Genomic DNA, 15,817 nt, shown 5'->3' with positions numbered 1-15,817 from the left:
CAACGCGAAATCCCTATGAACGACAAGCTCGATGAAGCCAAGCGCATGATACCGAAGGCGCCGCAGCGCGTCGTCACGATCGAGGACGACGCCGCGCTGGCCGCGTTCGTGGCCGGACTCGCGGATCGCGACTGGATCGCCGTCGACACGGAGTTTCTGCGCGAGCGAACCTACTATCCGAAGCTGTGTCTGCTCCAGATCGCCGACACCGATCATATCGGCCTGATCGACGTGCTCGCGCTCTCCGACCTGACCCCGCTGGCCGAACTGCTCACCGATACGCGTGTGCGCAAGGTGTTTCATTCCGCCGAACAGGATCTCGAGGTGCTCTATCAGAGCTTCGGCACGATGCCGGCGCCGATCTTCGACACCCAGGTGGCCGCGCCGCTGCTCGGCTTCGACGACCAGATGGGCTATGCCCGCCTGGTCGAGGCGTTGCTCGACAAGAAACTGCCCAAGGGCCACACCCGCACCGACTGGAGCAAGCGCCCGCTGCCGGACGGCGCGCTCGACTACGCCGCCGACGATGTCCGTTATCTGGCTGTCGCCTACCAGGTACTGCGCGAAGCGCTCGCCGCCGCCGATCGGCTCGACTGGCTGGCCGGCGACTTCGAGCGCATGGTCGAGCCGGATCGTTTCGACGTCGACACCCGCGCCGCCTGGCGACGGATCAAGGCCTGGAACCGGCTTACCCCGGTCGCGCAACAGGTTCTGGCCGAGCTCGCCGACTGGCGCGAGCGCGAGGCCATGGCCGCCGATCGGCCGCGGCGCTGGATTCTGGCCGATGCGCCCTTGATCGCCATCGCCGAAAGCCAGCCCACCCGCGATATCGACCTGGCGGACACGCCGGATCTGCCCGCGCGAACGCTGGAGCGACACGGCGATGCGCTTCTGAACTGCGTGGTGCGCGGACTGGCGCGCCCCGCCGAGGTGCTGGATCCGAACGCCGGGCCGCCGGACGAAGCCACGCGACGCCGGATCAAGACCGGCATGCGCGCCCTGACCCGGGCCGCGGAAGCGGCCGACATACCACCGGCCGCGGTGGCCAGCCGGGCCGACGTGGCGGCGATCGTGGCCGGTCGGCGGGATGGCCGCCTGCTCCGGGGATGGCGCGCGGAAGTCGCCGGGCGTGCCGTGGTCGAGGCGGTGGAAGCCGCCCGCACCGACGCGGCCCGAGGCTGTTAATCCGGCATCAAAACAGCGGACTTCATCAGCTGTTTTCAACGCCTTCAAAAATAAAAGCCGGCGCCTGTCCGTCTTTTATTTTCAAAGGCTTCGCGGCCAATGGCCGTGGCGAGCATGCGCTCGCACACTCGCGTTATTAACCCGAAAAATCATCTATTTTTTGCCGGGTTAATAACGCCGAGCACGCCCGGTACTGGAGATCGCCGACACTGGGGTTGATGGGCGCAAACTGCCCTTCAGACGTCGGCCAGGGCGTCCTTGATGCGCGCGTAGATCTCGTCGACCGTGCCGACGCCGGCCACCGGCTTGAGCAGACCGCGCTGCTCATAATAAGCCACGAGCGGCTGGGTCTGTTCTTGATAAACCGCCAGCCGATTGCGGATCGTCTCCTCGTTGTCATCGGCCCGGCCACGGGCCATCAGGCGACTCACGAGTTCTTCGTTGTCGACCTTGAGATGCACCACGCACTGCAGCGGGCGGTCGAGCTCGGTCAGCAGCTCATCCAGGGTTTCGGCCTGGGCCTCGCTGCGCGGGAATCCGTCGAGGATGAAGCCATTTTCCGTGTCGGGCTGGTTGAGCCGCTCGCGCATCATGCCCACCACGATATCGTCGGACACGAGCTCGCCGGCATCCATCGCCGCCTTGGCCTTCAGACCCAGCTCGGTCTGCTCCGCCACCGCTGTGCGCAGCAGATCGCCCGTCGAGATCTGCGGCACGCCATATTCCTCGACGAGCTTGGCGCTCTGCGTTCCCTTACCCGAGCCGGGCGCGCCCAGCAGCACGATTTTCAGCATGATATCCCCGCCAAAAGACCTTTTAAATATATAGGGTGGAGGCCGCCGCGCAGACTGCCCTGTCCGATACGCTGGCCGACGCTCGACGTTACTGTTTGCCCCCGGCCAAGTCAATTGTGCCGGGCTCTTGGCCTCACGTATGCTGGGCGCCGAACGATTGCGTCGGCAACACTCCACGAGCAGTTCGCGCGCCATCTCCGATCACCGGGTATTCAGCCGGGGGCTACCCAGAGTACCGATCGCCGGCCGTGGCGCCGGCCAGTTCAAAGGAAACACAGGGATGACCAAGAAAAACGCTTTTTATGCCCAGAGCGGCGGCGTGACGGCCGTGATCAACGCATCGGCCGCGGGCGTGATCGAGGCCGCCCGCGAGTACGGCGACACGATCGGCACCCTATATGCTGGCCGCGACGGCATTGTCGGCGCGCTTACCGAGGACTTGATCGACACCTCGGCCGAGGACGACGCCACCATCGCAGCACTGCGCCACACGCCCGCCGGTGCGTTCGGCTCGGCGCGCTACAAGCTCAAGGGCCTGGAGGAAAACCGCGCCGAGTACGAACGCCTGATCGAGGTGTTCAAGGCCCACAACATCGGCTACTTCTTCTACAACGGCGGCGGCGACTCGGCCGATACCTGCGCCAAGGTCAGCCAGCTGGCCGACGCCCTCGGTTATCCGATCCAGGCGATCCATATCCCCAAGACCATGGACAACGACCTGCCGCACACCGACTGCTCCCCCGGTTTCGGCAGCGTGGCCAAGTACACCGCGGTCTCGATCCGCGAGGCCGGCTACGACCTGCACAGTATGTGCCGCACCTCGACCAAGGTCTTCATCCTCGAAGTGATGGGCCGTCACGCCGGCTGGACCGCTGCCGCTGGCGGGCTGGCCGCCGAGGAAGCGGGCGATGCGCCGCATATCCTGCTGTTCCCTGAAATCGCGTTTGATCGCGCGAAGTTCCTCGCCCGCGTCGATGAAACGGTCAAGACGTATGGCTACTGCACGATCGTGGCCTCGGAAGGCGTCGAGATCGGGGCCGAGTTCAAACGCGGCGACGGCCGCGAGGCCGATGCCTTCGGCCATGTACAACTGGGCGGCGTCGCGCCCCGGATCGCCGAGCTGGTCAAATCCGAACTCGGCTACAAATACCACTACGCCATTGCCGACTACCTGATGCGGGCCGCCCGCCATATCGCTTCGGCGACCGATGTCGAGCAGGCCTACGCCGTCGGCCGCGCCGCGGTCGAATACGCGGTGGCGGGCAAATCCGGCGTCATGGTGACCATCAAGCGCGAATCCGACGCGCCCTATCGCTGGTCGCTGGGCGAGGCGCCGCTGGCCGATGTGGCCAACGTCGAGAAATTCATGCCGCGCGATTTCATCAGCGAAGACGGCTTCCACATCACCGAGACCGCGCGCCGCTATCTCAAGCCGCTGATCGCCGGCGAGAACTATCCACCCTATGTGGATGGCCTGCCGGACTACGCCCGGCTCAGGAACCAGGCGGTGCCGAAGAAGCTGAATACCGCATTCGAGGTCTGAATCCGTTGCCCGAGGGCGGCTCAGACAGACTCGGCTTAGGCTTTTTGAGCCTATTGAGATAACCGCATTCTTGGACTGCAAGCCGGCGGCACCCAGGCATCGGCTTCCGCCCGCACCCGGTGCACCGCCCGTGATCGAGGTTTCACGCGGGGTCGCCGGCTGGCCAAGCCGGGGCCACTGTACATCAAGGCCGGCCCGGCGCATCCCGGCGGGCTTGCGCCCGTATCGCGCGCTGTTCGGGTTTGCGCCCGGCCTTCGGTACACTAACGCCCGATTCTCAATCCACCAATCACAACGGAAGGCGCAGATGGGCTACGAAGCACTGACGCCGGGCAAGAACCCGCCCGAGGAAATCAACGTCATCATCGAAATCGTCGAGGGCTCCTCCTCGGTGAAGTATGAAGTGGACAAGGACAGCAACTGCCTGATGGTGGACCGCTTCATGAACGTCGCGATGCACTATCCGGCCAACTACGGCTTCGTACCGAAGACCCTGTACGACGACGGCGATCCGGTCGACGTCCTGGTGCTCACCCCCGAGCCGATCGTGCCGGGCGCGGTGATCAAGTGCCGCCCGGTGGCCGTGCTGGGCACCGAGGACGAATCGGGCCTGGACGCCAAGATCCTGGCCGTGCCGACCGACAAGATCAGCACCGACTACTACAAGGACGTGCGCGATCTCGGCGACATCGACGATCGCCTGAAGAACAAGATCCAGCACTTCTTCGAACACTACAAGGACGAAGAAAAAGGCAAGTGGGTCAAGATCACCGGCTGGGAAGGCGTCGACAAGGCCAAGGCCGAGATCGAGAAATCCATCGAGGCCTACAACAAGGGCTGATCGCTGGCGCGCCATCCGATGCCCGGCCGAATGGCCGGCATTCGCGCGATGAAAAAGCCCCCGCCGAGCGCTCGGCGGGGGCTTTTTTCGGCCCCGGACTGGGGCCTACGATCACTGGCGGCGCACAATCAACGCTCCAGCAGTCGCGGTCGCAGCTCATGGAGATTGCACGGCCGCGTGCGAATATCGATCTGGTCGGCGATGAGCTTGTCCCAGCCATCGGCCGTCGCGCCCGACGAACCCGGCAGGCAGAAGATGAACGTGGCCTTGGCCACGCCGGCGATCGCGCGCGATTGGAGCGTGGAGGTGCCGATGGCGTCGTACGACAACATCCGGAACATCTCGCCGAAGCCATCGATACGCCGATCGAACAGCACCTCGATCGCCTGCGGCGTGACATCGCGCCCGGTCAGTCCCGTGCCGCCGGTCGTGATCACCACGTCCGGGGCGTCGTCGGCGATCCAGCGTGCGACGATCGCGCGCAATTCGTACACATCGTCCGGGCAGATACGCTTATCGTGCAGGATGTGGCCGGCGGCCTGCAGGCGTTCGACCAGCACGCGGCCGGACTTGTCGGTGGCCTCGGTGCGGGTGTCGGATACGGTCAGCACCGCAATTCGCAGCGGCGCGAATTCATCGGTCATGGGTCGAGCATTCCATGGCTGGGAAGATTGAATGCCACGATGCCATAAAACCGGGGCGTCGCCTGCGATGACGTGACGCCCGGTACGCGTTATACTTAAGTTGGTCGGTTCCACCCATATGCCATCGCACGGGCCCCGACCGAAGCCGCGCCGCCGAGCCTCCCGCTTGGCCGCCGAAGATCGACACGGACACTGCATAACAATCCAGGTCGGTCTGCTATTCACACCACCAGGACAATGCATGTCATTCGACTCCCTCGGCTTGTCGCCGCATCTGCTGGCGTCAATCGCCGATTCGGGCTATAGCACGCCTACCCCGATTCAATCCAAGGCCATTCCGGCCATCATCGACGGCGCCGACGTGCTGGGTGCGGCCCAGACCGGCACCGGCAAGACTGCGGCCTTCGTGCTGCCGATACTTCAGCGCCTTGGCCAGACCCACGAGAAAAAGCCGCGTGTACTCGTGCTCGCCCCCACCCGTGAACTGGCCGCCCAGGTCGCCGAATCGGTGAGCACCTACGGCGCCAACACGCAGCTCAAGCGCACCGTCGTGTTCGGCGGCGTCGGCTATCAGCCGCAGATCACCGCGTTCAAGAAAGGCGTGGACATCATCGTGGCCACACCGGGCCGCCTGCTCGATCATTTGCAGAATGGCCACATCGATTTGTCGAACCTGAATACGCTGGTACTCGACGAAGCCGATCGCATGCTCGACATGGGCTTCATCCACGACATCAAGCGCGTGCTGAAGTATGTGCCGGCCCAGCGCCAGACGCTGTTGTTTTCGGCAACCTTCTCCAACGACATCCGCAAGCTGGCCGGTTCGCTGCTGACCCGGCCGATCGAGATCGACGTCGCCCCGCGCAACTCCACCGCCGAGCGTGTGGCCCAGCGCGTGATCATGGTCGAAAAGCCGCGCAAGCGCGCCGTGCTCAGTCATCTGATCGGTTCCAACAACTGGTCGCAGGTGCTGGTGTTCGCCCGCACCAAGCACGGCGCCAATCGGCTGGTGAAACAGCTGGAAACCGACGGCCTGACCGCCGCCGCCCTGCACGGCAACAAGTCGCAGAACGCGCGCACCAAGGCACTCGACGGCTTCAAGAACGGCACGGTTCGCGTGCTCGTGGCCACCGATATCGCGGCCCGCGGCATCGATATCGACTCGCTGCCGCATGTGGTGAACTACGAGTTGCCCAACGTGCCCGAGGACTATGTGCATCGCATCGGCCGCACCGGCCGCGCCGGCGCCGAGGGCGAAGCCTTGTCGTTGGTGGGCCCGGAAGAACGCAAGGATCTCAAGAGCATCGAAAAACTGATCGGCCGTCAGATCGAGCGCTTCCAGCCGGAAGGCATCGACCTGCGCGCACCGCAGGGCAGCGCCGATACGGACGACGACGATCGCCGACCGGCGCGTCGCCCGGGCAACGGCAAGCCCTCGCGTGGACGGCCTGGCAACGACAACAAGCCCCGTGCGGATGGCGACAAGAGCGCGCCGCGTCAGGCCAAGCCGCATCACGAACGCGCGCGCCACGAGGACGGCAGCGACAAACCCCGTCGCAGCAACACGCGCCGTGGCAAGCGTGGCGGCCGCGGCGGTCAGCGCCAGGGCAACGGCGCACCCAACTGATCGCGGCCCGCCGGCATTGATGCGCTACGGCCATCGATGCGGCACCCGCAAAGCGCGTCGGGCTTCGAGCCTGGCGCGCTTTTTTCATGGGCGCCGGGTCAGCCGGTCAGCGTGCTGGTACCGGTAAGCAACACGTACATGACCGTCATCGCCGTGGCGAAAGACAACGTGAGCGCAAAGAACGGCCCGGTTTCGAGCGCCTGCTCGCGATAAAGAAACAGCGCGAGATAAACCCCGCCGCTGATCAGAAACGACATCACCCAGTAGCACAGGGCGTAGGGCGCACCGGCGACCACCAGCAGCCAGTAGATCGGCAGGGTGACGACCACCAGCAACACGAGACTGGCGACCGCGTAGGCCGCGCCGTAGGACCTGCGATGGGCCGTCATGGCCGCCCCTGTGAGAACCCCGGGCCTTGAAACTAGCCTGCGCACAGGGCGACCGCAATAGCGCCCGGTTGCCCGGATGATGCGCCGAACCGGGCCCGCAAACCCGCGCGCATGCACCACCCGGGCCGATGAATCGCCGATCGCGGTCGGTTCAGCCGCGGCGATCCTTTACAATCGCGCCCATGATCGCCTTCAAACACGTCACCCTCCGCCGCGGCCCGCGCAAACTCCTCGAAGACGTCGACCTGCGACTTCAGGCCGGCCAGCGCGTGGGCATCGTCGGTGCCAATGGCACCGGCAAATCCAGCCTGCTCGCGATGATGCTCGGCGAACTCGCGCCCGACGCCGGCGAGATCGATATTCCGGCCGGCGTGGAGATCGCCACCGTGCGCCAGCATGCGCCGTCCGGCGCCCAGCCGGCGATCGAGTTCGTGCTCGACGGCGACGTCGAATTGCGCGCGGTGGAGTCGCGGCTGGCCGAAGCCGAGGCCACCGGCGACGGCAACGCCATGGCCGAGCTGCACGGGCGCCTGGCCGAGATCGACGGCTATGCCGCCCGCGCCCGGGCCGCGCGGTTGCTGCACGGCCTGGGCTTCGCGCCGTCGACACACGACGCCCCGCTCGACGATTTCTCCGGCGGCTGGCGCATGCGCCTGAATCTGGCCGCCGCGCTCATGCGCCGTTGCGACTTGCTGCTGCTCGACGAGCCGACCAACCATCTCGACATGGATGCGGTGTTCTGGCTGCAGGAATATCTCGGCGCCCACCCCGCCACGCTGGTCGTGATCTCGCATGACCGCGATTTCCTCGATGCGCTGGCCACGCATACGCTGCATCTGGAACACGGCAAGGCGATTCTTTATACCGGCAACTATTCTCGCTTCGAGATGATGCGCGCCGAAGCCAAGGCCCAGCAGCAGGCCGCCTTCGAAAACCAGCAGAAGAAGCTCAACCAGTTGCAGGGCTTCGTCGATCGTTTTCGGGCCCAGGCGACCAAGGCCCGGCAGGCACAGTCCAAGCTCAAGCAGATGGAGCGCATGGAGAAAGTCGAGGCCGCACACTGGGATACGCCGTTCTCGTTCCAATTCCTCAAGCCCGACCGCCTGCCCGACACCCTGCTGCGCGTGGACGACGCCGATGTGGGCTATGGCGACGAACCGCTGGTGGCCGACATCAAGCTGCGGCTCATCCCCGGCGACCGACTGGCGATTCTCGGGCGCAACGGCGCCGGCAAATCCACGGTGATGAAGCTGCTGGCCGGCGAACTCGCGCCCATGGGTGGCGACGTGCAGTACGACAAGTATCTCAACGTCGGTTACTTCGCCCAACACCAGCTCGAAGTGCTGGACAACTCGGCCAGTGCCGCCCAGCACCTGCAGCGCCAGGACCCGAAGGCCTCCGAGCAGCATATTCGCGATTTCCTCGGCGGTTTCGATTTCCGCGGCGACAAGGCGCTGGAACCGATCGGCCCGTTCTCCGGCGGCGAGAAGGCCCGGCTGGCGCTGGCGCTGGTCGTGCACACGAAACCCAACCTGCTGTTGCTCGACGAGCCGACCAACCATCTCGACCTGGACATGCGCCATGCGCTCGAGACCGCCCTGGCCGGCTTCACCGGCGCGGTGGTGATGATCGCGCATGACCGCCACCTGATCGACGCCACCTGCGACCAGCTCTGGCGCGTCGCCGATGGTTCGCTGGAACCGTTCGACGGCGATCTGGACGATTACGCGAAATGGATTTCGCGCCAGGCGTCGGCGCGCGAAGGCAGCGACACGAAAAAGACCACCGCCGCTGGCGGCGCGGGCGCGGCCAACCGGCGCAGCTCGGCCGAACAGCGGGCGAAGGAAAAGCCCTTGCGCAACGCGCTGAAGAAAGCCGAGAACGAAATGGAACGGCTGGCCAAGCAAATCGACAACGTCGAAGCCGAACTGTCCAAGCCCAGCGTGTACGGAAACCCGACCGAATCCGCACGGCTGTCGCAGGAACAGGCCCGGCTGCGCAAGCAGCTCAATACCGCGGAGGCGAACTGGATGGAACACGCCGAAGCGCTGGATGCGTTGCAAGCCGAAGCGAGCGCTGCCTGATGGCCGAGCCGACCTTCTTCTGGCACGACTACGAAACCTTCGGCGCCGACCCCAAGCGCGACAAGCCGGCCCAGTTCGCCGGCATCCGCACGGACATGGATTTCAACATCATCGGCGATCCGCTGGTGCTGTATTGCCAGCCGCCGGCCGACATGCTCGGCCACCCCGAGGCCACGCTGATCACCGGCATCACGCCGCAGTACGCGGCCGAACACGGCGTGCCCGAGCCGGAGTTCATCGAAACCATCGTCGCCGAGATGGCCAAACCCGGTACTTGCAGCGTCGGCTACAACAGCCTGGCGTTCGACGACGAAGTCACCCGCCATACCCTGTGGCGCAATTTCTTCGACCCGTATGCCCGCGAGTGGCAGAACGGCTGCTCCCGGTGGGACATCATCAACATGGTGCGGCTGACCTATGCGCTGCGCCCGGACGGCATCGAGTGGCCGAAGCGCGAGGATGGCGCCCCGAGCTTCAGGCTCGACCAGCTCGCCCCGGCCAATAATCTGGCCCAGGAGCGTGCGCACGATGCGCTGTCGGACGTGCACGCCACCATCGGCCTGGCCAAGCTGATCCGCGACAAGCAGCCGCGGCTGTACGACTACGTCCTCAACCACCGCGACAAGGCCAGCGCCCGCCAGTTGCTGGACATGGACACGCGCAAGCCGGCGCTGCACGTCTCGTCCAAGTTCCCGGCCGAGAACGGCTGCCTGTCGCCGGTGATGCCGATCGCGGCCCACCCATCGAACAAGAACTGCATTATCGTCTACGACCTGCGGGTGGACCCGGCGCCGCTGCTGGAGCTCGCCCCCGACGAAATCCACGAGCGCATCTTCACCCCCAGCGCAGACCTGCCGGAAGACACGCCGAGAGTCGCGCTCAAGGGCGTGCATCTGAACAAATGCCCGGTGCTGGCCCCGTTCGAGATGATGCGCGAGAACGAAGTCGCCCGGCTCAATCTCGACATCAACCAGTGCCGGCGCCACTGGAAGGCGATCCACGACCGGTTGACCGAGGTCGAGGCCAAGGCCACGGCGGTGTTCGATGCCCGGGTATTCGATGCCGAGTCCGATGCCGAGGCCGCCCTGTACGACGGCTTCGTCTCCAACGACGACCGCAAGCGGGCCGACGCGGTACGCGCCACCGCCCCCGCCGAGCTGGCCGACGGGGCCATCGTGTTCGCCGACAACCGGCTCAACGAACTGCTTTTCCGCTACCGCGCCCGCCACTTCCCGGATTCGCTCACCGACGCCGAACGCGACGACTGGCGCAATTGGGTCGCCAAGCGGCTGGAGTTCGCGCCCGACGGCGGACTGACGCTGGACGAATACGATGACGTCGTCGCCGCGCTCATGGAACGCGTCCAGGGCGATCCGGCCCGCCTGCAACTGCTGCTGGATCTGAAAGCCTGGGCAGACAAGCTGCGCGGCATGCTCTGACATCCCCGCCCCCGGGCCCGCATGGCCCGTGAATCGGTGTATGGTGACCGTCGCCCGACGGCACCAGCCATCGGCGCGACTTCATTTGAGCCGATATCCCTGCATGATCCCGAGCACGCCGAGCACTCCCCAGTTCGACCAGACGCTGATGGCGCTGGGCCAAGCCCGCCAGGCCGACCCGAACGCCTCCAACACCCAGGCGCTGGCCGCCGCCGGCATGGTCCTGGCCGAGGAAGGCGGCCCCGCCGCCCTCTATCATCGCGTCAAACGCTTTGAGTCGGCGGGCGTGTTTCGCGGTACCGACTGGGACCACCCGGCCATTCTGCAGCCCGATATTGCCAAACTCTCGCTACGCACGGGCGATGCGCAGACCACCGTCATCGAAGCACTCAGCCAGCTGCGCCTGCTGGCCGTCGCGCGCGGCGACTATGCGCACCCGCGCATCACCGCCGAGCACGCGCGCCAGTTCATCACCCAGGTCATGGCGCTCAACCTCGACCTGCTGTCCGGCCAGCTGCGGGAGGCCGACCGCGAACGGCCGTTTTCCCTCGGGCCGATGGTGGCGGCGCTGTACCAGTTCCAGGTCGAGGCGATGGGCTACGAGAGCATCCTCGACAGCCTGGTGGCGGAGGTCTGGCGCATTCTCGAACAACGCCCGATCGACGTTGACGACGTGCGCGAAATGGTCATCCAGATCGCCGAATGCCTGTTCGACCCGACGCTGGACACCGATAACACCGCCGCCCAGCAGCTCGTCAACTGCCTGTTCGCGCCTACGCCCGGCTGCGCCGAAGATCCCGGCGTGGATGTCTACCGCATGCGCCTGCCGACCTTCACCGACGACGAACTGCGCGCCGAAGCCCAGGGATTCGCCCAGGCCATGCACGACACCGGGCTGGTCTCGGTCTACAACGCCGTGTTCCTGCGCCACCTGCGGACCCCCGAAATCGGCGGCGAGCACCTGATCCCGGTCACGCTCGGGCTGGGCCGTACCGGCACCGATGCCTATCAGTGCCATACCGCACTGGTGCACGAAATCATCGACGCCATCATCTTCGTCGAAATCGCCCAGGCAATCTACGGCCTCGCCCAGTTGCTCGAACGCGGCACTCTGTTCAACGGCCCGGTCGCCGCCGGCCTGTCGCGCCAGTTGCGCCTGCCGCTGTCGGCCGAGACGGCCGCCACGCTCACCACCGCCTTCGGCGCGCGCCGCGAACCGCGCATATGGCTCATGGCCGGCGTGCTCAACCTGCTCGGCCAGCCGCTCGGCGTCGGCCAGGGCAACAACCCGACCTGCCAATCGGTGATCGGCCTGTCGATGTGGGCCGACAACGATCCGGACTACCTGCTCCAGCTCATCGCCTGGGCCGCGCGTGACAACGAAGTGTTGCTGCGCTTCGAGGGCGACATCGTCTCCTCCAAGGGCCTGGCGGCCGGGCTGGCCAAACAGCGACCGCTGGACGTGGACCCGGTATCGATGATTCTGGTACCGCATCTCGACCGTATCTACATCGAAATGGGCCGGCTCTGCGGCGAACGCGACGACGACCTGCACCGCTGGATTCATCCCGAGTTCTACGGCTGGTGGGTCGGCAACGGCTTTCGCGTCGTCGCCAACGCCGGCACCGAGCAGATCGAAGACCACGCTGCCTTCATCCGTGATTTCTACGCCAGCTACCACCCGGCCTACAACGGCGGCGTACCGGTGATCCACCCGCAGCCGGCCGGCATCGCCGCCACCGACAGCGCCGCCCGTTACGTCGGCCGCCACGCCATCGCCATCCGCCGTGTCGCGCTCGACCCGGACGGCGAAATGCGCGTCTACTTCTTCAACCCCAACAACGACAGCGGCCAGGACTGGGGCCAGGGGATCTGCACCGACACCCACGGCCACGGCGAACGCCATGGCGAGGCCAGCCTGCCCTTCCACCAGTTCGCCTCGCGCCTGTTCGTGTTCCACTACGACCCGCTCGAACAGGGCGACCGCGAAGGCGTGCCCGCCGAGGCCATCGACACCGTGCTGGCACTGGCCAACGACAGCTGGACCGTCGCCTTCAAGCCGTAGCGCGAATTCACGCGGGCCGGGCACCCCATCCCGCCCGCTTTATGCGTAGCATGGGGGCGGATTCCACAACACCCTGCCCATGCTCCCTACCCTCACCGACATCGAAGCCCGCCTCATCGGTTGCCTGATGGAGAAATCCGTCACCACGCCCGACCAGATGCCGCTCACCCTCAACGCGCTCGCCAACGCGGCCAACCAGAAATCGGCCCGCGAACCGGTGATGTCGCTGACCAAGATCGAAGTGCAACGCGCCGCCCGCGCCCTGGCCGCGCGCAGCCTCGTTCAGATCGACGAAAACTTCAAAAGCGGTATCGAGAAATACAAACAGCGGATGTGCGGCGCCAGCCAGTTCACCGACATCAAGCTCACCAAAGCCCAGTTCGCGATCCTCACCCTGTTGCTGCTGCGCGGGCCGCAAACGCCCGGTGAAATCCGCTCCCGGGCCGGCCGGCTCTATGACTTCGCCACCAATGAAGACGTGACCGCTGCCGCTCGGGAACTGGTTGACGACGACGATCCCGACAACTCGCTGCTCGTCGAGCTACCGCGCATGAGAGGCCGCAAGGAGGCGGAGTTCATGCACCAGCTTTGCGGCGCCGTCGATCGCGACGCCTATGCCGAAACAGCCGCCGCAAACTCGGGTCGCTCTGCCGATAAGGAGCGGATTGCGGAGCTGGAACGACGGGTGGCGGAGTTGGAGGCGGAGAATGCCGAGCTTTGGGAGCAGCTTGACGCACAAGTCAAGACCTAACCGTAGAAACGCGCGCGGTGCGCCGCGATGGATATCATTGAATCGGCGCGACTCGAGCAACAGCTCGCGCACCGAAGCTCAAGTGAGTGTCAGTAAAGTGATTCGAAGTAGCGGCAGACACCAGCCGGTAGCGCTTTAATTGAGACTACTGCCCACCGTTATTAATGGCCCCACCCTGGAGGGTGCACCCGACCGCCACCCGGTTGCGACCCTCCGCTTTAGCTGCGTACAGCGCCTTGTCCGCCACTTCGATCAACGAATCGCCCGCAGGCGGTTCCCTGACGCTCCGAGCTGGCTCAAATGTGGCGGTGCCGATGCTTACAGTGATAGGGCACGCTAGGCCATCAATTGACGCCACCGCCTCTTTTACTCGTTCTGCCACGACCGCGCATCCTTGTGCGTCGGTCTGCGGTAGAATCATCGCGAACTCTTCGCCCCCGTAGCGCGCGACGGCGTCATTCACTCGTCTGTTGGCCATCAACGCAGCACCAACCTCGGAAAGTGCTTGATCCCCGGCCTGATGGCCATGGTCGTCGTTGAAACGCTTGAAATGGTCCACGTCGATCAACAAAAATGAGATCGGAAGGCCTGAGCGGCTTGCCCTTTTGATCTCTTGATCGAGTCGCATATTGAAGGCCCGCCGGTTCATCACTCCGGTTAATGGATCAACCGTTGAAAGCTCCTGTAGCTTGCGATTGGCAAGCTCCAACTCGCGCTGCTTGCGGGCAAGTTGCGCCTCGGAATGCTTGCGCTCGGTTATATCCTGTATCTGGGAGACAAAGTATCTCGGAGTCGCATTCTCGTATCTCACCAAGGAGACGCTGAGCAGTATCCAGATCTCGTGGCCCTTTTTATGGAAGTAGCGCTTCTCCATCCGATAGCTGTCGCGCTGTCCGTCAAGCATCTCCTGGAGGAACTCGAGATCGGTGTCCAGATCATCAGGGTGGGTGATGGTCTGAAAGTCGATACTAAGGAGTTCTTCCTCCGGGTAGCCCAAGATTTCGGTCAACGCTAAGTTGACCCGCAGCCAGCGGCCATCTGTGCCGACCAACGCCATACCGATGGTTGCATACTCGAACGCGCTCTCGAATAGCTCTGTGTTTTCGCGCATGCGCTCGACCGCGTCAAGACGAGCGCGCTCAATCTGATCTCGCTCAATGATTTGGCCGATGCTGCGGGCCATGAGCTCAATGACCTCGATATCCACTTCGTCGAACGGGATTTGCCGTGCGCTAGGCGCAGTGAAGTTCAGGGTGCCGTAGAGCGCGTCGTTAACCCAGATCGGCGCGGCGAGGTAAGACTCCAGGCCTTGGGCGAGATAAGCCGGGTGAGATGAGAAGTTCTCGCTCGATCCCGCCCGCGAAACGGCGATGGTTGACTGGTGGCGCAAGACGAGGGCGCAGTAAGTCTGGCCCAATTGCATCACGTCTCCCGCGGCAATGCCCACATTCTTTGGCTCAACGGCGAGTACGGTGTATCTCTCCTGATCAATGCGGCTGACGATACCCACTTTCAGGTCGAATATGCGAAGTCCGGTCGTCAGGTAATTGGCGTATAGAGCGCGGTAGGTTTGATGGTCGGCAAGTGCCAACCGATGAAACGCCCGAAATCGGTCCAGGATGCTGACGGGCGGTTCGGCGAGCGTCTGGTTTTCGGATTGCGTCATATCTCCGCGCGTTCGGAATTGTTATGTGAACAATCGTGTTGAACGTCAAGGATACCGGGGAAACCGGATACATACCACGTCTTCAGAACATCGTCCGGGTAGAGTAGAGAGCAGGTTACCAAGCTCTTAGAGCGCACTTTGCATAAAAAGCCCCCTTCGAGCAGCCTTCGGGGTCAGGTCTTACCTTTTGCCTCTCGACGCCACTACGGCCGGCGACTGTATCGCGCGCGGTCTCTTGGTCTTGCCTGTTGCCTCTCTCCGCCACCACTGCCCGCGACCGTATCGACTGTCCTGCGAAGCCCTGGCCCGGCAATGCCTGGCGCGTATAGAAACCCGCGAGCCCGGGATCCAGGCCTGGACGCACTTCGCCCCGAATACCGTCGGATCGACGAAAACTTCAAAAGCAGTATCGAGAAATACAAACAGCGGATGTACGGCACGGGCCAGCTTACCGACATCAAGCTCACCAAAGCCCAGTTCGATCCTCACCCTGCTGCTGCTGAGTGGGCCGCAAACGCCCGGTGAAATCCGCTCCCGGGCCAGCCGGCTTTACGAGGTCGCCGCTCGGGAACGGGTTGATGAGGACGACCTCGACAACTCGCGGCTCGTCGAACTAGCACGCATGAAAGGCCGCAAGGAGGCCGAGTGCATGCACCAGCTTTGCGGCGCAGTCGATCGGGACGGCTATGCCGAAACAGCCGCCGCAAGCTCGGGCGCTCGGCGACGACCGCATTAGCCGGCATCCCGGACCCGAGGCGCCGCGAGTACGGGTCGAGAACCTACACGCGG

Annotated in this window: 13 protein-coding genes; 9 read left to right on the top strand and 4 right to left on the bottom strand. The window is 64.6% G+C overall.

Features of this window, described 5'->3' with window-relative positions:
• Window positions 1–15: 15 nt before the first annotated feature.
• The gene (rnd, locus tag SALB1_RS11125; protein ID WP_109993934.1) at window positions 16–1,185 is read left to right on the top strand and encodes a ribonuclease D; all 1,170 of its coding nucleotides are present in this window, start codon (window positions 16–18) and stop codon (window positions 1,183–1,185) included.
• Between the two features lie 236 nt (window positions 1,186–1,421).
• On the opposite strand, the gene SALB1_RS11120 is transcribed toward rnd, so the two are convergent.
• Entirely contained in the window at window positions 1,422–1,979 is a 558-nt protein-coding gene (locus SALB1_RS11120) for an adenylate kinase (protein ID WP_179950658.1), read from the bottom strand.
• Window positions 1,980–2,259: 280 nt separating this feature from the next.
• Here SALB1_RS11120 and SALB1_RS11115 point away from each other — a divergent pair, with 280 nt between their 5' ends.
• Together SALB1_RS11115 and ppa are read left to right on the top strand one after the other, a co-directional pair.
• On the top strand, window positions 2,260–3,522 hold the full coding sequence (locus tag SALB1_RS11115; RefSeq protein WP_109993933.1) for a 6-phosphofructokinase: 1,263 nt from the start codon (window positions 2,260–2,262) through the stop codon (window positions 3,520–3,522).
• Between the two features lie 307 nt (window positions 3,523–3,829).
• A complete protein-coding gene (ppa, locus tag SALB1_RS11110) occupies window positions 3,830–4,363 on the top strand; it encodes an inorganic diphosphatase (RefSeq protein WP_109993932.1) in 534 nt (177 codons plus the stop codon).
• 128 nt (window positions 4,364–4,491) lie between these two features.
• Here the strand turns inward: ppa and moaB are convergent, their stop codons facing one another.
• The gene (gene moaB / locus SALB1_RS11105; protein WP_109993931.1) at window positions 4,492–5,007 is read right to left on the bottom strand and encodes a molybdenum cofactor biosynthesis protein B; all 516 of its coding nucleotides are present in this window, start codon (window positions 5,005–5,007) and stop codon (window positions 4,492–4,494) included.
• A gap of 241 nt (window positions 5,008–5,248) precedes the next feature.
• On the opposite strand from moaB, the gene SALB1_RS11100 reads away from it, so the two are divergent.
• Complete coding sequence (locus SALB1_RS11100) at window positions 5,249–6,634, top strand: DEAD/DEAH box helicase (RefSeq protein ID WP_109993930.1); 1,386 nt, start codon at window positions 5,249–5,251, stop codon at window positions 6,632–6,634.
• 98 nt (window positions 6,635–6,732) lie between these two features.
• Here the strand turns inward: SALB1_RS11100 and SALB1_RS11095 are convergent, their stop codons facing one another.
• A complete protein-coding gene (locus SALB1_RS11095; protein ID WP_109993929.1) occupies window positions 6,733–7,023 on the bottom strand; it encodes a hypothetical protein in 291 nt (96 codons plus the stop codon).
• A 182-nt stretch (window positions 7,024–7,205) separates the two neighbouring features.
• Here SALB1_RS11095 and SALB1_RS11090 point away from each other — a divergent pair, with 182 nt between their 5' ends.
• The 4 genes from SALB1_RS11090 to SALB1_RS11075 all read left to right on the top strand — a co-directional run bounded on the left by SALB1_RS11090 (window position 7,206) and on the right by SALB1_RS11075 (window position 13,362).
• Window positions 7,206–9,107: an ABC-F family ATP-binding cassette domain-containing protein gene (locus tag SALB1_RS11090; RefSeq protein ID WP_109993928.1), complete on the top strand. Its 1,902-nt coding sequence runs from the start codon at window positions 7,206–7,208 to the stop codon at window positions 9,105–9,107.
• Window positions 9,107–10,546 carry an exodeoxyribonuclease I gene (sbcB, locus tag SALB1_RS11085; protein ID WP_109993927.1) on the top strand — a complete coding sequence of 480 codons (1,440 nt, stop codon included), beginning with the start codon at window positions 9,107–9,109 and terminating at the stop codon, window positions 10,544–10,546. The genes SALB1_RS11090 and sbcB overlap by 1 nt, the downstream gene beginning before the upstream one ends.
• 103 nt (window positions 10,547–10,649) lie before the next feature.
• Complete coding sequence (locus SALB1_RS11080) at window positions 10,650–12,611, top strand: hypothetical protein (RefSeq protein WP_179950657.1); 1,962 nt, start codon at window positions 10,650–10,652, stop codon at window positions 12,609–12,611.
• Window positions 12,612–12,690: 79 nt separating this feature from the next.
• Window positions 12,691–13,362, top strand: coding sequence for a YceH family protein (locus SALB1_RS11075; RefSeq protein ID WP_109993926.1), 672 nt, complete (start codon window positions 12,691–12,693; stop codon window positions 13,360–13,362).
• Between the two features lie 145 nt (window positions 13,363–13,507).
• Here the strand turns inward: SALB1_RS11075 and SALB1_RS11070 are convergent, their stop codons facing one another.
• Window positions 13,508–15,028, bottom strand: a complete 1,521-nt coding sequence (locus tag SALB1_RS11070) for a sensor domain-containing diguanylate cyclase (protein WP_109993925.1) — start codon at window positions 15,026–15,028, stop codon at window positions 13,508–13,510.
• Between the two features lie 187 nt (window positions 15,029–15,215).
• Between SALB1_RS11070 and SALB1_RS19930 the strand changes: the two genes are divergently transcribed.
• A complete protein-coding gene (locus tag SALB1_RS19930; RefSeq protein WP_158590711.1) occupies window positions 15,216–15,764 on the top strand; it encodes a DUF480 domain-containing protein in 549 nt (182 codons plus the stop codon).
• Window positions 15,765–15,817: the final 53 nt, after the last annotated feature.

Origin of the sequence: Salinisphaera sp. LB1 (assembly GCF_003177035.1) — a bacterium.
GTDB lineage: Bacteria > Pseudomonadota > Gammaproteobacteria > Nevskiales > Salinisphaeraceae > Salinisphaera.
Note: the sequence above shows the minus strand (reverse complement) of the source record. Positions and strands in the feature narration are given on the sequence as shown.